The sequence below is a fragment of the Desulfurivibrio alkaliphilus AHT 2 genome (assembly GCF_000092205.1).
In the GTDB taxonomy this organism is placed as follows: domain Bacteria; phylum Desulfobacterota; class Desulfobulbia; order Desulfobulbales; family Desulfurivibrionaceae; genus Desulfurivibrio; species Desulfurivibrio alkaliphilus.
The window spans coordinates 1,275,058-1,294,035 of the sequence record NC_014216.1; the positions used below are offsets into that span (position 1 = coordinate 1,275,058).

At 60.0% G+C, this 18,978-nt stretch carries 17 protein-coding genes and 1 tRNA gene; 10 read left to right on the forward strand and 8 right to left on the reverse strand.

Translation table 11 applies throughout. The annotated features are described in order from the left end of the window. Positions 1-151: 151 nt before the first annotated feature. Positions 152-1,489: a sigma-70 family RNA polymerase sigma factor gene (locus tag DAAHT2_RS05440; protein WP_013163293.1), complete on the forward strand. Its 1,338-nt coding sequence runs from the start codon at positions 152-154 to the stop codon at positions 1,487-1,489. 13 nt (positions 1,490-1,502) lie between these two features. Then, entirely contained in the window at positions 1,503-4,067 is a 2,565-nt protein-coding gene (locus DAAHT2_RS05445) for a DNA internalization-related competence protein ComEC/Rec2 (protein WP_013163294.1), read from the forward strand. 94 nt (positions 4,068-4,161) lie between these two features. Here DAAHT2_RS05445 and DAAHT2_RS05450 read toward each other — a convergent pair whose 3' ends face one another. Next, a complete protein-coding gene (locus DAAHT2_RS05450) occupies positions 4,162-5,244 on the reverse strand; it encodes a type IV pilus twitching motility protein PilT (RefSeq protein WP_013163295.1) in 1,083 nt (360 codons plus the stop codon). Between the two features lie 242 nt (positions 5,245-5,486). On the opposite strand from DAAHT2_RS05450, the gene DAAHT2_RS05455 reads away from it, so the two are divergent. From DAAHT2_RS05455 to DAAHT2_RS05470, 4 genes are all read left to right on the forward strand, one after another. Next, positions 5,487-6,392 (forward strand): PHP domain-containing protein, encoded by a 906-nt coding sequence (locus tag DAAHT2_RS05455; protein ID WP_013163296.1) that lies wholly within the window; start codon positions 5,487-5,489, stop codon positions 6,390-6,392. Continuing rightward, positions 6,389-7,774, forward strand: a complete 1,386-nt coding sequence (locus tag DAAHT2_RS05460) for a sigma-54-dependent transcriptional regulator (RefSeq protein WP_013163297.1) — start codon at positions 6,389-6,391, stop codon at positions 7,772-7,774. Before DAAHT2_RS05455 ends, DAAHT2_RS05460 begins: the two co-directional genes overlap by 4 nt. 122 nt (positions 7,775-7,896) lie before the next feature. Further along, on the forward strand, positions 7,897-8,277 hold the full coding sequence (locus DAAHT2_RS05465) for a DUF948 domain-containing protein (RefSeq protein WP_041718829.1): 381 nt from the start codon (positions 7,897-7,899) through the stop codon (positions 8,275-8,277). 33 nt (positions 8,278-8,310) lie between these two features. Continuing rightward, the gene (locus DAAHT2_RS05470) at positions 8,311-8,703 is read left to right on the forward strand and encodes a YtxH domain-containing protein (RefSeq protein WP_013163299.1); all 393 of its coding nucleotides are present in this window, start codon (positions 8,311-8,313) and stop codon (positions 8,701-8,703) included. A gap of 3 nt (positions 8,704-8,706) precedes the next feature. Here DAAHT2_RS05470 and DAAHT2_RS05475 read toward each other — a convergent pair whose 3' ends face one another. From DAAHT2_RS05475 to lpxK, 5 genes are all read right to left on the reverse strand, one after another. Beyond that, positions 8,707-9,540, reverse strand: a complete 834-nt coding sequence (locus DAAHT2_RS05475; protein WP_013163300.1) for an NAD(+)/NADH kinase — start codon at positions 9,538-9,540, stop codon at positions 8,707-8,709. Position 9,541: 1 nt separating this feature from the next. Next, entirely contained in the window at positions 9,542-10,366 is an 825-nt protein-coding gene (gene proC, locus DAAHT2_RS05480) for a pyrroline-5-carboxylate reductase (protein ID WP_013163301.1), read from the reverse strand. A gap of 260 nt (positions 10,367-10,626) precedes the next feature. Continuing rightward, positions 10,627-11,607, reverse strand: coding sequence for a UDP-3-O-acyl-N-acetylglucosamine deacetylase (lpxC, locus tag DAAHT2_RS05485; protein WP_013163302.1), 981 nt, complete (start codon positions 11,605-11,607; stop codon positions 10,627-10,629). A gap of 6 nt (positions 11,608-11,613) precedes the next feature. Continuing rightward, entirely contained in the window at positions 11,614-11,793 is a 180-nt protein-coding gene (locus DAAHT2_RS14625; protein WP_013163303.1) for a hypothetical protein, read from the reverse strand. Positions 11,794-11,981: 188 nt separating this feature from the next. After that, positions 11,982-13,061 (reverse strand): tetraacyldisaccharide 4'-kinase, encoded by a 1,080-nt coding sequence (gene lpxK / locus DAAHT2_RS05490; protein ID WP_013163304.1) that lies wholly within the window; start codon positions 13,059-13,061, stop codon positions 11,982-11,984. Between the two features lie 334 nt (positions 13,062-13,395). On the opposite strand from lpxK, the gene DAAHT2_RS05495 reads away from it, so the two are divergent. Then, positions 13,396-14,190: a 16S rRNA (uracil(1498)-N(3))-methyltransferase gene (locus DAAHT2_RS05495; RefSeq protein ID WP_013163305.1), complete on the forward strand. Its 795-nt coding sequence runs from the start codon at positions 13,396-13,398 to the stop codon at positions 14,188-14,190. 15 nt (positions 14,191-14,205) lie between these two features. On the opposite strand, the gene murJ is transcribed toward DAAHT2_RS05495, so the two are convergent. Next, positions 14,206-15,795: a murein biosynthesis integral membrane protein MurJ gene (gene murJ, locus DAAHT2_RS05500; protein WP_013163306.1), complete on the reverse strand. Its 1,590-nt coding sequence runs from the start codon at positions 15,793-15,795 to the stop codon at positions 14,206-14,208. A 261-nt stretch (positions 15,796-16,056) separates the two neighbouring features. Here murJ and DAAHT2_RS05505 point away from each other — a divergent pair, with 261 nt between their 5' ends. Then, the gene (locus DAAHT2_RS05505) at positions 16,057-16,557 is read left to right on the forward strand and encodes a MogA/MoaB family molybdenum cofactor biosynthesis protein (protein ID WP_013163307.1); all 501 of its coding nucleotides are present in this window, start codon (positions 16,057-16,059) and stop codon (positions 16,555-16,557) included. 65 nt (positions 16,558-16,622) lie between these two features. Here DAAHT2_RS05505 and purM read toward each other — a convergent pair whose 3' ends face one another. Continuing rightward, positions 16,623-17,687, reverse strand: coding sequence for a phosphoribosylformylglycinamidine cyclo-ligase (purM, locus tag DAAHT2_RS05510; RefSeq protein ID WP_013163308.1), 1,065 nt, complete (start codon positions 17,685-17,687; stop codon positions 16,623-16,625). Between the two features lie 418 nt (positions 17,688-18,105). Between purM and DAAHT2_RS05515 the strand changes: the two genes are divergently transcribed. Then, positions 18,106-18,768: a zinc ribbon domain-containing protein gene (locus tag DAAHT2_RS05515; protein ID WP_013163309.1), complete on the forward strand. Its 663-nt coding sequence runs from the start codon at positions 18,106-18,108 to the stop codon at positions 18,766-18,768. A 91-nt stretch (positions 18,769-18,859) separates the two neighbouring features. Next, a tRNA-His gene (locus tag DAAHT2_RS05520) sits at positions 18,860-18,936 on the forward strand. The last annotated feature ends 42 nt before the right edge of the window (positions 18,937-18,978 follow it).

Sequence of the window (18,978 nt, forward strand, 5' to 3'; positions counted from 1 at the left end):
TTCTAATTTTCCCCTTGCTCTTTAAGCAAACAATTATTAATGTATAGTGTTCGACGAAACTACACTTTGTGGGGCCTCAGCCCCCTGCAGGATCAGCCGGGCCACCCCGTGTGTGCTTGAGATAACCGCCACAAACCAGGAGAAAAGCCAAGTGTCCGCCAATATTAAAAACAAGTTGCTTGAAGCCGGCAAGGACGACGGCTGCATCACCCTTTCCTTCCTGAACGATCTGATTCCCGACGACAAAGATCCCGACGCCATAGATGGCATTTTCGACTTCCTGCAGGAACACAACATCGAGGTTATCACCCACGACAAGCACGGCGGCAAGAAAAACCTGGACGGCAAACGTCTTGACGACAAAGATCAGGACGATTCTTCCGACATGGAAGACGAAGAGCCGCTGGCCGCGAAAATGGCCGGTCGCGAGGACCTGGCCGAACCCGAGGAAACCACCACCACCTACCTCCGGGAGATGGGCCAGTTCGACCTGCTGACCCCGGAAGAGGAAGAGAAATATTCCAAAACCATTCGGGAAGGCTTCAACGCCATCATCAGCGCCATCCGTAAAGACCGCTCCGGCCTGGCGGAGATGAAGGAACTGGCGGAACGCATTGACATGTGGGAAAAGCGGGACCCCACCCTGAAGCCCAAAAAACAGCACCTCAACAACATGGTGCGCAGCATGACCGCCATCTGCCACAAATACCCGGACAAAAAGCGGTTGCGCCAGTGCTACTGCCGGATCGAGCTTTACGCGCGCTCCATTGAAGTGGCCAAGGACGCCATGATCAAGGCCAACCTGCGGCTGGTGGTGAGCATAGCCAAGCGTTACATGCACCAGGGCCTGACCCTGGCCGACCTGATCCAGGAAGGCAACCTGGGCCTGATGCGGGCGGTGTTCCGCTTCGACTACACCAAGGGCAACAAATTCAGCACCTATGCCAGCTGGTGGATCCGCCAGGCCATTACCCGGGCCATCTTGGACAAGACCCGCACCATCCGCCTTCCGGTCCACTTTCTGGAGTTGCGCAGCCAATTTTTCAAGGCCTTTTACTCCCTGCTCAAAGAGTTGGGCCGGGAGCCGACCCCGGCGGAGATCTCGGAAAAAACCGGCCTGCCCATGGAGAAGATCCTGGCCATCTTCGAGGCCTCCCGCGAGCCCATCTCCCTGGAAACACCGGTGGGCGACGATGATTCCACCCTGGGCGACTTCCTGGAGAATCAGGAGTCGGTTTCGCCCTACGAAGCGGTCAAGGGCAATCAACTGGCCGAGCGGGTTACCACCATCCTCTCCACCTTGAGCCCGCGGGAGGAAAAAATCATCCGGCTGCGCTTCGGCATCGGCGAAGACGCCGAATATACCCTGGAAGAGATCGGCAAACGCTTCAACGTTTCCCGGGAACGCATTCGCCAGATTGAAAAAAAGGCTTTGAACCGGCTGCGCCATTCCAGCCGCCGGGAAAAGCTGAAAAACTTCCTCGATTAGACCGGGGCAGCCAGTGGCCGCCCCTGACCCCGCCGGCACCCACCTGCATGGCCGCCTGATTCTGCCGGCCCTGGCTTTCGCCGCCGGCATAGCCGCTGCCCATCGCCTGGGCTTACCGCCAGCGGCCGTCGCCCTTCCCTCCCTCGCCGGCCTGCTGCTGTTGCTGGGAGGGTTGTTGCTGAGGAAGGGGATGCTTGCCTGGAAGCCGGCCCTGCCCCGGCCCCTTCCGCTTTTCTCCGGGCTGTTGCTGCTGATCTTCTTTACCGCCGGCCACCAGCTGGCCCAGCCCCAACTGACCCTGCCCACCGATCCCGATCACCTTTACAACCTGTTGCCGGCCCAGGAACAGCGCGACCCGGCCCACCTAACTGCGGACCTGTCCCATGATGTGGTGCTGGTGGGCGTTTTACAGGAGCTGCCGCGACAAAGCGGCCCCCGCACCAGGCTGGTCGTGGCGGCGGAAGAGTTGCACCGGCCGGAGGCAACTTTGCCCGCCCGGGGCCTGGTTCAACTTACCCTCAACGGTCATCCGGAGCAGGAGATCAGGCCTGGCGAGCGGCTGCTGGTCCGAACCCGGCTGGGGCCGGTGCGGGCCTTTACCGTCCCGGGGGCCTTTGATTACCGGCAGTTTTTAGCCCACCGCGGGATTCATCTAAGCGGCTGGGTGGCCGACCCCCTGCAACTGGCGCCAGTGAAGGAAATTGCCCCGGAAAAGCTGGGGCACCGACTGGCTTATCTGCCGGAACGGCTGCGTACCGGAGCCGGCCAGCGACTGGAGCATTATCTGGCGGGAGAAGATAATCTGCCGGTGCTCAGGGCCTTGCTCATCGGCGATCGCAGCGGCATCGCCGCCGACACCCTGGAGGCCTTCAAGGCCGGCGGCGCCATGCACCTGTTGGCCATTTCCGGCATGCACCTGGGGCTGATCGCCCTGCTCAGCATGGCCGCCCTGGAGTGGCTGCTCAAACGCTCCCCTTACCTGCTGCAAGCCCTGCATGTCCGCAAGGCCGCCCTGTTGCTGGCCTTACTCCCCATTGTCGGCTATGCCCTGATCACCGGCCTGCAACCGCCCGCCCAGCGGGCCCTGATCATGACGCTGGTGTTCATCGGCGCCGTGCTTTGCAATCGCCAATGGTGCAGCCTCAACAACCTGGCCCTGGCTGGGCTGATCATCCTGGCGCTGGACCCGCCGGCCCTGTTCGGCGCTTCTTTTCAGCTTTCCTTTGCCGCCACCGCCGGCATCATCATGCTGGTGCCATCCCTGCAGGATCGCTACCGGGAGGCAACCACCCCGGGCCGCCGACTGCTCTTCTGGGTCATAACCAGCCTGCTGGTCTCGGCGGTGGCCACCCTGGTCACCGCCCCGCTGGCCATGCACCATTTTCACCGGGTTTCGCTGCTCAGCCCGCTGACCACCCTGCTGGCCACCCCCTTAATCTTCTTCTGGACCCTGCCGCTGGCCCTTATCGGTCTGGCCCTGAGCACCTTCGGCCAAGCCGGCGTCTTGGGCTGGCTGGCCGGAATTCTGCTAACCGCCGCCAGCCGTGGCCTTGACCTTACCGTGACCATGACCGTCTGGCTGGCCGAACTGCCCGGCAGCTTTTTTTACTTTGCCCCGCCATCGGTGGCGGAGTTTGCCGCCTGGGGGATCTTACTGACCACCCTGGCCCTGCTACGCCGCCACCTGCTCTTCCCGGTAACGGCCGCCACGATGGTCCTGCTGCTGCTCCTGCTGCCCGTTTACCATCAATGGCAACGGCAGCAGGATACCGGCAGCCGGGTCAGTTTCATCGAGGTGGGCCACGGCAACGCCACCGTGGTCGAGATGCCGGGCAACCGTATCATTCTGGTGGATGGCGGCGGCCCGGCCACCCTGACCACCAACGTAGGAGAACAACTGATCGCCCCCTTTCTCCGGCGGCAACGCATCAGGCGCCTGGAGTCGGTGGTGATCAGCCACCCCCACGCCGACCATTACAATGGCATCCCTTTTCTCCTGCGCCACTTCCGGCCCCAAACGCTCTGGGTCAACGGCCATACGGAAGGCCGGCGGGATTATGATGCGTTACTGAAGCTGGCCGGGGAACTGGGGGTGGAAATCAGAGTTCCGGAGGCCGGAGAAATCCTGGCCGCCGGAGAAAATTTTTCTTTGATCAACCTCAGCGACTTTCACCGGCGGCCGGCCGCCACCTTTGAGCCGCCCCTGGAAGACCGGGTCAATGACCAGAGCCTGATCATCAGCTACCGTCACCAGAAATTTTCCCTGCTACTGCCGGGCGATATCAGCAAAGGCCAGGAACGGCGCCTGCTTGCCGAAATGGCCGCCGAAAACCCCAAAACCGGCCATCTGCTCTTGGCCGCCTCCCACCACGGCCGGGCCACCTCCATGGCCCCGGAGTTCATCGCGGCGGTAAACCCGGCCTTTATCGCGGTTTCCGACGACCAGCGCCGCACCGATTACCAAAGGGTGGCAAAATGGCAACAAACCGGCACCACCGTTCTCACCACCGGCCGCCACGGCACCATCACCTGCGACAACCGCCAGGAACCGGTTTGCGCCCCAGCCCTGAAAAGGTAAGCGGTCCCGGACCAAGCGGAACGTTACCCGAGGCAAGTTATCAGACGAAGAACAAGAGGATGAGGATAGGGTAAACGGTGATCAGCACCGTTTACTAGGCGTCGGTGAAATCCGCCGGCGGGGTTTTCAGGTACTGCACGAACTTGCTTTTCTCGATGGCGTTGACATAGGCATCTTCCCCGGAAATCCAGCCTTTTTGCAATACATCCATAATGGCGTCATCCAGGGTTTGCATGCCGAATTTTTTGCCGGTCTGCATGGCCGAGGGAATCTGGTAGGTCTTGCCTTCCCGGATCAGGTTGCGCACCGCCGGGGTGCAGATCAGGATCTCCAGGGCGGCACAGCGCCCTTTTTTATCGATGCGTTTAAAGAGGTTCTGGGAAACCACCGCTTTCAGCGCGTCGGCCAGGGTAGAACGGACCTGGGCCTGCTGACTGGCAGGAAAAATTTCGATGATCCGATCCACGGTCTTGTTGGCGTTCAGGGTGTGCAGGGTGCCAAAAACCAGGTGCCCGGTCATGGCCGCCTCCATGGCCAGCGCGATGGTTTCCAGATCCCGCATTTCGCCCACCAGAATAATGTCCGGATCCTCGCGCAGGGCACCGCGCAGGGCGGCGGAAAAGCTCTGGGTATGCAGGCCCACCTCACGGTGGTTGACGATGCAATTGTGGCTCTTGTGCACAAATTCTATGGGGTCTTCGATGGTAAGGATATGGTCCTTGCGGGTCTTATTGGCCTGATCAATAATGGCCGCCAGGGTCGTCGATTTACCGCTGCCGGTGGGACCGGTAACCAGCACCAGCCCCTTGGGCAGAGTGGCCAGGCGAGAAACCACGGCCGGCAACCCCAACTGCTCACAGCTTAGAATCTCACTGGGGATCTCCCGAAAAACAGCGCCGATCCCGTTTTTTTGCATAAAAAGGTTACCCCGGTAACGGGCCAGCCCCGTTATTTCGTAACCAAAATCGATATCGCCGGTTTCCTCGAATACCTTAATCTTTTCTTCCGAAACGATCTCGTAGAGCATCGACTTTAGCGCATCGTTTTCCATCACATTATATTTAACCTTCTCCATATCCCCGCGAATCCGCAGTACCGGTTGCTGACCCGCTACCATGTGAAGGTCGGAAGCCCCCTGGTCGTTCATCAATTTAAAAAATGCATCGATCTGAGCCATGACAAAAGGTTCCTTTATGGTTAAATTTGTTTCGACGGGGCCACAAACGCCGCCGTAGCCGGAATCAGCCCGGCCACCGGCGGCTTGCTCTGGTGCCAGCAAAACCTTTCCGAATTTTTGGCCAAAGTTGTCAAATTTACCCGGCTAGTGTGGTATAATAAGGATTCAATATCACAAAATATCGCCTCCTCGGCAAGCGTTTTTCTTGCCGGCCGCGACTTCAACGGCGGAACCACTGCTCCATGAACTGGATAGACCTGCATACCCATTCAACCTTCTCCGACGGGGCCCTAACCCCGTCTGAGCTTGTCGACCTCGCCCTGCAGCGCGGTCTGCAGGCCCTGGCCCTGACCGACCACGACACCGTGGCCGGCCTGCCGGACTTTCTTGCCGCCGCCACCGATAAGCCGATTCAACTGATAGGGGGGATCGAGATCAGCGCCTGGCACAAGCTTGGCTCACTGCACATTCTCGGCTACGGCCTGAACCACAGCGACGCCGCCCTGGGCCGGACCCTGGCGGAACTCCAGCAGGCCCGCCACCAGCGCAATCTGGACATCCTGACCAGGCTCAACGACCTGGGGATTGAGATCGACTATTTTGACCTGCAACACCAGGAAAACGGCCAGGTGGGCCGCCCCCATATCGCCCGGGCCCTGGTGCGCAAAGGAGTGGTGAACGGGTTTCAGGAGGCCTTTTACCGTTATCTCCGGCGGGGTTCGGCTGCTTACGTCAACAGTGCCCGCATCCATGCCCTGGATGCCATCCGGTTGATCAGCGCCGCCGGCGGGGCGCCGGTGCTGGCCCACCCGGCAGTCAATGATGCCGGCCTCAACCACCTGCCGGAACTGCTGCCGGAGTTGCGCCGGGCCGGGCTGGCGGGGCTGGAAATACATTATCCGGCCCACAACCACAAGCAGCACCAGCAGCTGCTGCGGCTGGCGGCTCAGCACCGCCTGCTGGTCACCGGCGGCACCGATTTCCACGAACCCATGGCCAACGGGGTGCCGCTGGGCGGCAACTGCCGCAGTGGTCGCACCCCGTACGCCTGTTATCAGGAGTTACGCGATTTTCTCGACCTGCAGGAGCAAAATCATACCTCTCTGGCCAACCCCCATCCTCAAAACTTGTCCGGGGAAAAAGCATGAAGACCATTCTGGTCGTCGATGACGAACCCAACTACCTGGTAATCCTCTCTGAATTGCTGCGGGATGAGGGGTATGAAACCTTCACCGCGGGTAGCGCCGAAGAAGGGCTGGAGATCGCCCGGCACACCGATCTCGACCTGATTATCACCGACATGCGGATGCCAGGGATGGACGGCCTGGAGCTGTTAAAAACCATCAAGGGCATCAATCCGTCACTGCCGGTGATCATGATCACCGCCTTCGGGGAGGTGGACAAGGCAGTGGCCGCCATGCGGGCCGGAGCCTTCAATTACCTCACCAAACCCTTTGACAACGACGAACTGCTGGTGAGCATCCGCAAGGCCCTGGAACACTACGAGGTGGTCCGCGAAAACACCCGACTGCGAGCCGAGATCAGCGAGCGGACCTCTTATGCAAGCATGGTGGGCAAAAGTCATCGCATGCGGGAGATCTACGGCCTGATTGAAAAAGTAGCCCCCACCCCGACCTCGGTACTGATCACCGGGGAGTCCGGCACCGGCAAAGAGCTGGTGGCACGGGCGGTGCACAGCAACAGCCCGCGCAGCCAGGCCCCTTTTATCTCGATCAACTGTGCCGGCCTGCCGGAGAGTTTGTTGGAAAGCGAGCTTTTCGGGCATGAAAAAGGGGCCTTCACCGGCGCAGTGGCGCTGCGCAAAGGGCGCTTTGAACTGGCCGACGGGGGCACTTTGTTTTTGGATGAAGTGGGCGAGATGCCACTGAGCCTGCAGGCCAAGCTGTTACGGGTCATTCAGGAGCGAGCCTTTGAACGGGTCGGCGGCAGCCGCACCATCAGGGTAGAGGTGCGGCTCATTGCCGCCACCAACAAAGACCTGAAAGAAGAGGTTGAGGCCGGCAATTTTCGCGAAGACCTCTACTATCGCCTCAATGTGGTACATATCCACCTGCCCCCCCTGCGGGAAAGGACCGACGACATCCCCGCGCTGGCCCACCACTTCGTGGCCAAATTCGCCCGGGAACTGCATCGTCCCGGCCTGCAGATCATGCCGGAAACCATCAGCTTTCTAAGCACCCTGCCCTGGGAGGGCAATATCCGCGAGCTGGAAAACACCATTGAGCGAGCCGCCGTGCTTTGCAGCAAAGAGCTGATCACCCCGGCTGACGTGCAACCGGAAAGCAGCGGCGATCAGCCATCCATCGGCTGGGGTGACAACCTGCAGTTGGAGCAGCTCATCCCCCCCGAAACCCCTTTGCCGGAAATCATGAACACCATCGAGAAAAAGATGGTGGCCGAAGCCCTGGCCAAAGCCGACCATGTGCAGACCCGGGCGGCCGACAGCCTGGGGATTACCAAAAGCCTGCTGCAGTACAAAATGAAAAAATACGGGCTGCAGAAAAAGTAATTCCGGCCGCAAAAATTTCCCACCCGACTCTTTCTGATTATCATCGGGATATGATAAACTGCCTGCATACTGCCGGCCTTACCGCCGAGCTCTCAACCAACCAGCCGCCGGGAGGAAAAATTTTGACCCCTCTGGACATTTTCCTGATTTTCACCGCCGGGAGCATCCTGATTCTTACCGCCGTTTTAGTACCCACCCTGCTCCAGCTTAAGCGGACCTACAAAAAAGCCGAAGAAACCCTGCAGGTGCTGGAACGGGAACTGGTGCCGATGAGCAAAAAAATTACCGCCGGGGCAGCCGAAGTGGAACTGCTGGCGGCCTCCTGCACGGCCAAACTTGAAGAAACCGATGAGGCGATCAGGGCTGTCCGCCGGGCCGGCGACACCTTACTGCTGACCTCCCAGGCGCTGAAAGATTCGGTACGCCCGGTAATCAGCGGGGTCGGCGGCATTACCGCCGGGTTGCAAATGTTCGCCCGCGTACTTTTGGGCGGCAAAAAATGAAAAACCAGCCAAACCAAGCAAGGAGGTAGCACCATGAGTCATCACCAAGAGAACTGCAGCGCCGGGTTAACCGTTATTTCTTTTCTGGCCGGGGCAGTCACCGGCGCCGCCGTGGCTCTGCTGCTCGCCCCCCAGTCCGGACGCGAAACCAGGGAGAAACTGGCCGGCTACAGCGAAGAACTACGGGAGAAATGCCGTCATTTTCCCGACGAGGTCAAGGAACATGCCGGTAGTGCGGTGGATCGGGGCAAGGCCATGATCGAACAGGGGCGTGAGCTCATCGAACGCGGCAATAAACTGGCCGGTCAGGGCAAGGACTATCTCGACCAGAAGCGAAAAACCCTGAGTGCCGCCATCGAAGCCGGTCGGCAAGCCATGGCTGAGGAGAAGGAAGCCCTGGATCGGACCCTGGAGGAAAAGGAATAGCCCTCAGCGGCCACCGCCCCAGTTGAGCTTGCCCCGCAGAATCTCAAAATAGCTTTTCCAGGGGGAGGTCATCAGGCGCAGTTTTTTTGCCGCCGCCGCAACCTCCAGGGTATCTCCCGGCAGCAATTCGCCGTAACGGCGGCCGTCGGCGATAACCTGGAGTTTGCCGGCGCCGTCGGCCGCCACCCTGCTTCGCGCAGCTATCCTGACCTCCAGGCGGCAGGAACCGGCCAGCAGCACCGGACGGCTTTCCAGCATGAAAGGGCAGATCGGGGTCACCACAATGGCATCAAGACGCGGATGCACCACCGGCCCACCGGCAGAGAGATTGTAGGCGGTGGAGCCGGTGGAACTGGCCATGATCAAGCCGTCGGCCCGGTAGGTGGCCAGATACTCGCCATCCACCCAGGCCTCCAGTTCCACCATCTGATCCACCGCCCCTTTGCTGACCACCACGTCATTAAGGGCATAGCCCGGCCCACCGGGTTCGGAGCCATGGAGGCGGACTTGTAACATCATCCGCTCCTCCAGGGGCAACGCCTCGGCCAGCAGTTTTTCCAGTACCGCCCACCGGTCCTCCACCGCTATCTCGGTGAGAAAACCCAGGCCGCCGAAGTTGATGCCCAGCACCGGTATTCCGTGGCGGCTGGCCTCGGCCGCCACATGCAGCAGGGTGCCGTCCCCCCCCAGCACGATGAGCAGGTCCTGGCCGGCCGCAATATGATCGATGACCACCTCGACGCCGCGGGCGGCAAGCCAGTCCGCCATCTCACCGCCGACGCGCCGCGGCTCGGCGCTGTCCCGCTTAATGATAATCCCGACTTTAGCCAGTTTCATCTCAGTTGCTGCCCAGTTCGCGGGACCGGCGGGTGGCGGCTTCCACCGCATCCATGATCAGGGCGCGGAAAGCCCCGCGCTCCAAGGCATGCAGACCGGCGATGGTGGTTCCGCCGGGCGAGGTTACCATGGCCCGCAGTTCGGCGGGCGACTGCCGGCTTTCCTCGACCAACTGCAAAGACCCGGCGATGGTCTGCCGAGCCAGCACTGCGGCCACTTCCCGGCTCAACCCCACCTTGACCCCGGCATCAATCAGGGACTCTAAAAAGGTAAAAACATACGCCGGGCCGCTGCCGCTAAGACCGGTAACCGCATCCATGGCGGTTTCGGGCAGGATTACCGTTTTACCCACGGCGGCAAAAATTCCTTCCGCCAGCTTGAGATCCTCCTCACCGGCAGCCCGACCGGGGCACAAGGCCGAGGCGCCGGCCAGCACCAGCGCCGGCGTATTGGGCATCACCCGCACTACCGGCACCGAGCGCGGAGCCAGCGCCTCTTCAATAAAGGCCGTGGAAACACCGGCAGCTATAGAGATCAGCAGTTGCCGACGCTCGCCAGCCAAGGGACCGGCCTGCGCCAGCACCGTGCCCATGACCTGCGGCTTGACGGCCAGCACCAGCACATCGCACCCCGCCCACAAAGGCCCGGATTGCTGACAAACCGGCACATCGTAGCGATCGGCCAGCAATTGCCGGCGCGGCTCGCTGGGTTCCGCCACCACCAGCTCGGCGGAACGGTACAAACCAGCCGCCAGCACCCCTTTGATCAGGGCCTCACCCATCTGGCCGCCACCGATAAAACCAAGTTTTTTTCGCTTTTCCGTCATCTTGTCACGCCTCTTAGCCTGGGCTCCGGCCTGGCATTGCCTGGCAAAAAACTATAATCTACCTGCTGAGCTTCCGTTGCGATGCGAAAGCAAGAATAGCCGATTAACAGTGCCAGGTCCAGCACCCAGTCCCAAAAAAGGTTAACCTTTAGCGGCGACGATCGTTTGCCCACAGAAAAACCCGCAGAGGATTTCCCCTGCGGGTTACATGAAAAAGCGGGCGGCGTTCAGCGGCTCGCCCGAAAGATGAAGGCAAAAACTTATCCGCGGGCGGGGCTTAAGGCCAGCGAGGGCGGCAACAGATAGGGCAGAATCCGATCGCCCACCGCTTTGGTGCTCTCGGCCAGTTGCTGCAGAACCCGGTACTCGCCGCCGTTTTCCAGGGCGACGATATCCCAGGCTTCAGGATGGGCGGAAACCGCCTGCATCAGGCCAAGATGCTGGCCGTGCCCCGATTTCTCCGCCACCACCCGGCCCAGCAGCGGAAAGCCCAGCAGGGCCAGGTCGCCAACCAGGTCAAGCACCTTGTGTCGCACAAACTCATCGGCATAACGCAGGCCGTCGCTGTTCATGACCCCTTGGTCATTGATTACCACGGCGTTATCCAGGGAGCCGCCAAGGGCCAGGCCGTTTTTCCGCAACTGCTCTACTTCACGGAAAAAGCCAAATGTTCTGGCACCGGCGATCTCGGTTGCGAAATTGTGCGGGGTGAGATCAATCTCAAATTGCTGGCTGCCGATCTCGGCATGGGCAAAATCAATCCGACAGTCTACCTGAAAACCACTGTAGGGCTCAATTCGCACCGAACGCCCCTGATCATCCTGGAAGCACACCTCCCGGTTGAACTTGAGCATCCAGCGCCGGGCCTGCTGCCGGCGGCGACCAACCCGGCGCAGCACCCGGACAAAGGGGGCGGCGCTACCGTCCATGATCGGCACTTCCGGACCGTCCACCACGATTACCGCGTTATCAATACCCAGGCCGTACAGCGCGGCCAACACGTGCTCCACCGTGGAAACCGAAGCCTTTCCCACGGTCTCAACGGTGGTTGCCAGGCGGGTATCTACCACCCGATCCATAAATGCCGGAGTAGGCTCAAGTTGACCAAGATCGGAACGCAGCAGACGAATGCCGCTGTTGACTTCATCAGGGTAGATCGCCATCCGCACCGGTTTACCGCTGTGCAAGCCGATCCCGGCAAAGCTGACGCTTTTCTTCAGGGTATGTTGCAGTGCATCCATTTTTCGTTACATCCATGTGTCGCTGGGGTTAGGCTGCTGGTAATTTTGCTGGTCGGTGATGCGACGCAACGGTGCAGCCGGTTGCTCAATAAACACATGCAAGTTGCAAGCCAACGGCCCAACAAATAAATTAACCAGCCAAAAAACACTAAAATTCAGGAAATAAAAAAGAAGATGGCTGACCATCGCCCTTACCTCACCCCCATTTACTGTGGCAAAAAAAACACACACATCTGCGGCAGCCCAAAAATTTGCCACAGCCAGAGGCCAGGCTTATCACTGCAACAACGAGCATCCCGCCACGGTTTTGAGGCAAGCGACAACCGTTCACCAGGGATACTAACCTACCGGTATAACGGAGGGTAAGCGTTCGGCTACTTCTTGACAACTTTCAGTCGCGCGCGGACAAAGCACTCAAAGCGCTCTTCCATGACCAGGCCCACCCGCAAGGCCAGCAAGGGAAGTTGCCCCTGCAGCGGGGCCAGCTTAACCAAATCTTTTTCGGTGGTGATCAGGGCATCGGCCCCCTGCTGGGCGGCCATCTGCACCAACGCCCGGTAATCCGCCGCCGTGTAACGGTGATGATCGGCATAAGCGCGAAAGCCGTTTAAGCGAAACCCCTCCTGCAACAAGGTCTGGCGAAACGATTCCGGCTGGGCGATCCCGGCAAAACCAAACCAGGATTTACCTTTACCTTCTTCCAAGGCCAAAGGGGCGACACCGTCACCGGCCAACAGGCAGAGCGGCCGATAGGCCCCGGTGAAACAGGGAAGCTGCGGAAAACGGCGATTAAGAAAACGGATAAAAGATTCTACTTGCGACGAGAACGCCGGGGTTACCCCGGTTATCACCACGCCATCGGCCCGCGCCAGTGCCGACCAGGGTTCGCGCAATGGTCCTCCCGGAAAAACCCTGGCCCCCACCGGGAGGTTGCGGGCGCTGAACAGGGCCAGGTTCAGATCCCGGGCCAAGGCCAGATGTTGGAAGCCGTCATCCAGGATCAAGCTGTCTACCCCCAGCCTGTCGACCCCGTAACGGCCACTTACCGCCCGGCACGCATCGACCAGCACCGGAACCCCGGGAAGTGCCCGGGCCAACAGCACCGGCTCATCCCCCGCCACCTCCGGCCCCAGCAACAGCCGGCGGCCATCGGCCACCACCAAAGGCCGGCCACCATCGGCAACGGTTCTCTTGCCGGCCTTTTTGACCCGGCCGTAACCACGGCTCAAAATGGCCGGCCGGTAACCCAACTCTTTAAGCAGGCGGGCCAGGTAAAGCACCAGCGGGGTTTTGCCGGTACCTCCCAGGGTTAGATTACCCACACTAACCACCGGCACGATCATTTTTTCCTGCCCCAGCCAACCCCGCCGATAGAGCCAGGCCCGCAAACGCATCAGCCCGGCATACAGGGGGGCAAAGGGGCGCCCCAAGGCAAACAATAGAGTAAGACGCAAACGCACTATCCTCCTCCGCCCAGAAAAAGGCAACCCCCACCCTTCCGGAGCGCCGCAAAATTAACCATAATCCGACAACCTGCCGCATACATCATTACGACTTTGACTAACCCCCCAGCAACGGCTAGAATTGCGGTAATCGTGCAGCAGCACCGCATCTTCGGGCGATCAGCCAGGCTTACGTACAGGGGTACGCTGCGCCTGGCTGCTTGCCCGAATATACGGCACTGCTGCACGATTACCGCCCGTTAAACCGGCAGGTTAGCACCCCTGGCAAACGGTTACAAATTGCGGACAAATCAACCCTAAAGCCCGAGAGTACAAAGCCCAGGCCATGAACATCATCCTTGTTGAGCACCATGAAATAACCGCCGACACCATTACGCTCCGAGACCGGCGGGCCGAGCATATCAGCCGGATTCTCAAGAGCCGGCCCGGGGATCTGCTGCGGGCCGGCATTATCGACGGCCCCATGGGATCAGCCCAGGTGCTGGCCGTTGCTCGCCGGGAGGTCACTATCCGGCTTGACTGCCGCCAGGAGCCGCCGGCCAAGGCCGCCACCGCCCTGATTTTGGCCATTCCCCGGCCAATCATGCTCAAAAGGGTGCTGGCCCAGGCCGCCGCCATGGGAGTCCAGCGCATTATGCTGATCAACGCCCGGCGGGTGGAAAAAAGTTTTTTCCATTCCTCACAGCTCTCGCCGGCCGGCATCCGCGCAGCCCTGTTGCAGGGGCTGGAGCAAGCCGGCGATACGCGACTGCCGGAAGTTACCCTGCACCCACGTTTTCGCCCCTTCATTGAAGATCAACTGCCGCCGCCCCGGCCAAACGGCCCCTTGCGCCTGCTGGCTCATCCCACCAAAAAGCCCGTCGAGATGGCCACGGCCAGCCTCCGGCAGTCGGAAACCGGCCCCGATGATCCATTACCTGCGGGCAATTTGCGAGGCGCTGCTCCCGCCGCCGTCCCGGCTCGGCGCCAAATGCTGGCCATCGGCCCCGAAGGCGGCTGGGTGGACTTTGAAATCAACTGTTTTGCCAAACAAGGCTTCACCCCCTTCTCCTGGGGGCCCCGCATCCTGCGGGTGGACACCGCCGTACCGGTACTGCTGGCCCTGGCAGAGGCCTTGTAACACCCACGCTGCTGCTTACCCGCGCCGCAGCAGGCGTCGGACCAGGAGGTTCATCTCCTCGAGTTTCAGCAGTTGCAAAGCCAGGCCGTAAAGCAGAGCGCTGCTGCCGATGCAGACCGCCACCGCCGCGATATCGAGCAACAGCCGCTCTTCTGAAATTCCCCCGGGGAAAAACAGCCGCTGCAGCCCATAGAGCCAACCGGCCATCAACAGGGAGGCCAGGACAATTTTGCCCAACCCACGAGCCAATCCGGCCAGGGGATAACCGCCCATCAACCGGTAGAGCATGACGCTTAAAAAAATGAAGTTAACCGTCATCGCCCCGGAGATGGAAAGGGCCAGCGCCCGGTGCTCCAGATGCTCTAAAACTGCTAAAATGATCAACAAGTTAACCAGCATGGTCAGAAAACTGCCGATCACCGGATAGCGGGGCCGGTCCAAGGCATAGAAGATCGGCACCATGATCTTGACCGCCGCGTAAGCAAACAAGCCCACGGCATAGCAGGCCAGCACCTCGGCGGTGCCCACCGTGGCAGCCACATCAAAACGGCCGTGCTGAAAAATCACCCGCACAATGGGCTGGGCCAGGATGATCAGCCCCACCGAGGCCGGCACACTCAAACAAAAGGCCATGGTCAGCGAGGAGACATAGGTGTTTTTCAGGTTGGGCATGTCCTTTTGCGCGGCAAAGCGGGAAACCACCGGCATGGTGGCCACCGACAGGGCCACCCCGAAAAGCCCCACCGGCAGCCAGAACAGCCGAAAGGCGTAATTAAGCCAGGAGAGCGTGCCCTCGGCCAGCGAGGAGGCGAAATAGGTGTTGATCACGATGTTGAACTGTAATGGCGCCAGGCCAATAACCGCCGGCATCATCAACACCAGGATCCGCCTTAGGCCGGGATCGCGCAGGTCAAGGTGGGGAACAAAACGAAAGCCGGTGCGGCGCAGGGTCGGCAACTGGCAGCCCAGTTGCAGCACCCCGCCGATCAGCACCCCGATGGCCATACCGACGATGGCCGGCTGGTCGAAACGCGGCATCAGCAGGGAAAGCGAAACACCGCCAATCAGGGCCCCGAGATTGAAAAAACTGCCGGCCATGGCCGGCACAAAAAACCGCCCCTTGGTATTCAGCACTCCCATCACCACCGCCGCCAGTGAGACCAGGGTCAGAAAGGGGAACATGATGGCCGTGAGCCGGGCGGTAAGCTCCACCTTGCCCGGCACCTGGATATATTCATCCTGCACCAGCAGGCGAACGATGTGCTCCGAGGCGAAAATCCCCACCAGGGTGAGAACGCTTAAAAAGAGTCCGAAAAAAACCAGCACATTACTGGCCAGCCGCCAGGTTTCTTTTTCGCCCTTCTCGTTATAGGCGGCAAAAACGGCAACAAAGGCCGCACTCAAAGCCCCTTCGCCAAAAAGATCGCGCAGCATGTTGGGGATCCGAAAGGCCACCACAAAGGCATCGAAGGCATAACCGGCCCCAAAGAGAATGGCAAAGGCCTGCTCCCGCACCAGCCCCAGGATTCGGCTGCACAGCACCGCAAAGCTGACCACGGCGGCTGAACGGGCAATGGTGCCGGTCTGGTCGGATTTTTTGGCCATAAACGTTAAACCTTGCTTCCAAGCTTGCGTTCGCGGGGTTGTTGACGGGGCAGGCAGCCGGCCATAGGGTACCCCGGACGTAACGATATTCCAAGGAGTAAGCGATCCCGGTGGGAGCCGTGACCACTTAGCGGGCAACAGCCGCTTGACTTCCCCGGCCTACCCGGAATAACATAGCCCGCAATGATGATGAACGGAAAGCAGCCGGCTGCAGCTGGGGCTGCGCCGGCGGCAAAACCTGTTTTACCAGGAGAAAAGCACATGACCACCTACACCTGTGCCGTGCTCACCACCAGCGACAAAGGGGCCAAGGGCGAACGGGAAGACACCAGCGGCCCGGCCCTGCGGGAGTTGCTGGCCGCCCACGGCTTCAAGGTGGCCGCCCACGCCCTGGTTCCCGACCGGATCGAAGATATTCGCCGGGTGCTGAAAAGCTGGACGGATCATGACAAAATCGACCTGATCATCACCACCGGCGGCACCGGCCTGACCCCCAGTGATGTCACCCCCGAAGCCACCCGCCCCCTGCTGGACCGGGAAATCCCCGGTATGGCCGAGGCCATGCGGGCTGCCAGCTTTGCCAAAACCCCCCACGCCGTGATGTCCCGGGGGCTGGCCGGCACCCGAGGGGAAAGCCTGTTGATCAACCTGCCGGGCAGCCGCCGGGCGGCCCTGGAAAACATCGAGGTTCTGCTGCCCGCCCTGCCCCATGCCCTGGCTAAAATCAAGGGCGACCCCGAGGACTGCCAAGCCCATCCATAAAAAAAGGCGGTTGTTCCGCTCACCGGAAACCGCCTTTTACAAAAAATGGGGATTAGAAGCAAAAACTAACAGCAGTCAATTTCCACCAAAGGTTCATTTTTCTTTTTCTTCGACCGTGCGGCAACCTCACCGATCACAAAGGGTTTTTCCCCCAACGCCTGCAGTTGCATGCGGACATCGTCGGCCTCTTTGGCATCTACCACCACCACCATGCCGATCCCGTTGTTGAAGGTCCGGCACATCTCTTGCGCCGACACCTTGCCGTTTTGCCGCAAAAACTCAAACACCGGCGGCACCTCCCAGCTCTTGCCGTCCAGCACGGCCTTGCAACCGTTGGGCAGCACCCGCGGCAGGTTATCGATGATGCCGCCACCGGTGATGTGCACCAGCCCTTTCACTCTAAAGTTTTTGACCAGATTAAGCAAAGGCTCGGTATAAATCCGGGTGGGACGCAACAGTTCCTCGCCCAGGGTGCAGCCAAACTCATCGATACGGTCATTGACCGACAACTTCATCTCTTCAAAACAGATCTTCCGGACCAAAGAGTAGCCATTGCTGTGCAGGCCGCTGGAGGCCAGCCCGATCAGGGTGTCACCCACCCGGATATCGGAACCGTCGATAATCTTGTCCCGCTCGCAAATCCCCACCACAAAGCCGGCCAGGTCGTACTCGCCCGGGGCATACATCCCCGGCATCTCGGCGGTTTCCCCACCGATCAAAGAGCAACGGGAAATCTCGCAACCTTGGGCAATCCCCTGCACCACGGCGGCAGCCACCTCCAGGTCCAGACCGCCGGAAGAAAAATAATCGAGGAAAAACAGCGGCTGCGCCCCGGAAACCACAATGTCGTTGACACACATGGCGACCAGATCAATCCCGATGGTGTCATGCCGGTTGCACATCTGGGCGATCAGCAGCTTGGTTCCCACACCATCGGTGGAAGAGACCAGCACCGGATCCTTGTACTTGCCGCTGCCCAGGGCAAAAAGGCCGCCAAACCCGCCAATCCCGGTCAAAACCCCGGAACGGAAGGTGGAAGCCACCATGGGCTTGATCCGTTCAACAAACTCATTGCCTTTGTCAATATCAACCCCGGCCTCGGCGTACCGGGAACTTTCTTGCTTAGCCATAAAATTCTCTTTCATACCCCAAAAAGCCCGCCTGCCAGGCCTGTGGTGATAACCGGAGGGCGAGCGGATCTTAATAACTGGTTCGGCAGCATCACCCACCGCCTGCCTGCTCCGCTCGCTGCCAACGCACAAACCAACTTCGCAGGATCTCCGAACGGAGAACAGCCCAGGCAAGCGAGAACCAGCGAGACGCTCCCTCTTGGCTCTTGCCAGGGCTGTAAAAAAGGTTATTATTTACTGAGCGGACGGCCAAAAGTCAATGAATTTTGACTCCCCTTGGACAGCCCGCCCTGTGTATTCAGCCACCCAACCGCCGGCGACAATTTTACCGGCTTCACATTGACCCCATCCCTCTTGTGCATTAATGTCCTTTGAGCCTGCAAACTGCTTTTTCAATATATCTTAAGGAGCAACAACAATGATTGAAGACCGTACCGAACGCTGCCTGCGCCTGGCGCAGGAAGAACATTACTGCCCACACTGCCAGCAGCGGCTGTCCTGCTGCCAGGCGCCGCCATTTCATGTCGGCGACGGCCTTGGCTGGGGGTCCGACATTCTTTTTATCTGCCTTAACGACGAGTGCTCACTGTACGTGAGAAGCTGGCAGGAATTTGAGGATCGCTACGGTCATGCCGCTTCCTGCCGCTACATTCTCTGCCCCGGCAACGAAAAGGGCGAGGCGATGATGGTTGGCGGCCAGCAGGCCTTCAAGGGCCTGGAGGTGAACGTCGAAGCCCTGCAGCAGCAGAACCAGCGCCATGCCGCAGAGCAGGAGGCGGCGGCCAAACTGGCGGGCTGTGTCGAGGCGGGCGACCTGGCCCCGGTAATCCACCTGCTCACCGACGAACACGCCGATTTGGCCACCCGTAAACAGGCCTGCGAGGCACTGGCCAGGTTTCAGGATCTTTCCTGCCTGGACCCCTTGCGCAACCACAAATTCCGCAATCCCGAACTGGAGCAGGAGGTCAATCTGGCCATCGGCACCATGCTGAAAAAAATGTATAAGAAGGAATGCCCCAACTGTGCCGAAATCGTCAAAAGCCAGGCCCCGACCTGCAAACATTGCGGCCATTCGTTTTAAGCAGATTTTTCCTTGCCAAAGCGGGGGCTATTAGCTATATAGAGAGCCTTCTCGGAACCGTTGGCTCAACCTGGCGGCTCCGGAACCTGTGGTGGGCGTGGCTCAGTTGGTTAGAGCACCGGGTTGTGGCCCCGGAGGTCGTGGGTTCAAGTCCCATCGCTCACCCCATTGGATACCATACGGCGCCTTAACCGCGTCGCTTTAAAGCCC

Excerpts from the sequence above, each read along its gene's own strand:
- purM (WP_013163308.1), bottom strand. The coding sequence starts at position 17,687 with ATGGCTAAGCAAGAAAGTTCCCGGTACGCCGAGGCCGGGGTTGATATT.
- DAAHT2_RS05450 (WP_013163295.1), bottom strand. The coding sequence starts at position 5,244 with ATGGCTCAGATCGATGCATTTTTTAAATTGATGAACGACCAGGGGGCT.
- DAAHT2_RS05505 (WP_013163307.1), top strand. The coding sequence starts at position 16,057 with ATGACCACCTACACCTGTGCCGTGCTCACCACCAGCGACAAAGGGGCC.
- DAAHT2_RS05470 (WP_013163299.1), top strand. The coding sequence starts at position 8,311 with ATGAGTCATCACCAAGAGAACTGCAGCGCCGGGTTAACCGTTATTTCT.
- DAAHT2_RS05475 (WP_013163300.1), bottom strand. The coding sequence starts at position 9,540 with ATGAAACTGGCTAAAGTCGGGATTATCATTAAGCGGGACAGCGCCGAG.
- proC (WP_013163301.1), bottom strand. The coding sequence starts at position 10,366 with ATGACGGAAAAGCGAAAAAAACTTGGTTTTATCGGTGGCGGCCAGATG.
- DAAHT2_RS05455 (WP_013163296.1), top strand. The coding sequence starts at position 5,487 with ATGAACTGGATAGACCTGCATACCCATTCAACCTTCTCCGACGGGGCC.
- DAAHT2_RS05460 (WP_013163297.1), top strand. The coding sequence starts at position 6,389 with ATGAAGACCATTCTGGTCGTCGATGACGAACCCAACTACCTGGTAATC.
- murJ (WP_013163306.1), bottom strand. The coding sequence starts at position 15,795 with ATGGCCAAAAAATCCGACCAGACCGGCACCATTGCCCGTTCAGCCGCC.
- lpxC (WP_013163302.1), bottom strand. The coding sequence starts at position 11,607 with ATGGATGCACTGCAACATACCCTGAAGAAAAGCGTCAGCTTTGCCGGG.
- DAAHT2_RS05495 (WP_013163305.1), top strand. The coding sequence starts at position 13,396 with ATGAACATCATCCTTGTTGAGCACCATGAAATAACCGCCGACACCATT.
- DAAHT2_RS14625 (WP_013163303.1), bottom strand. The coding sequence starts at position 11,793 with ATGGTCAGCCATCTTCTTTTTTATTTCCTGAATTTTAGTGTTTTTTGG.
- DAAHT2_RS05515 (WP_013163309.1), top strand. The coding sequence starts at position 18,106 with ATGATTGAAGACCGTACCGAACGCTGCCTGCGCCTGGCGCAGGAAGAA.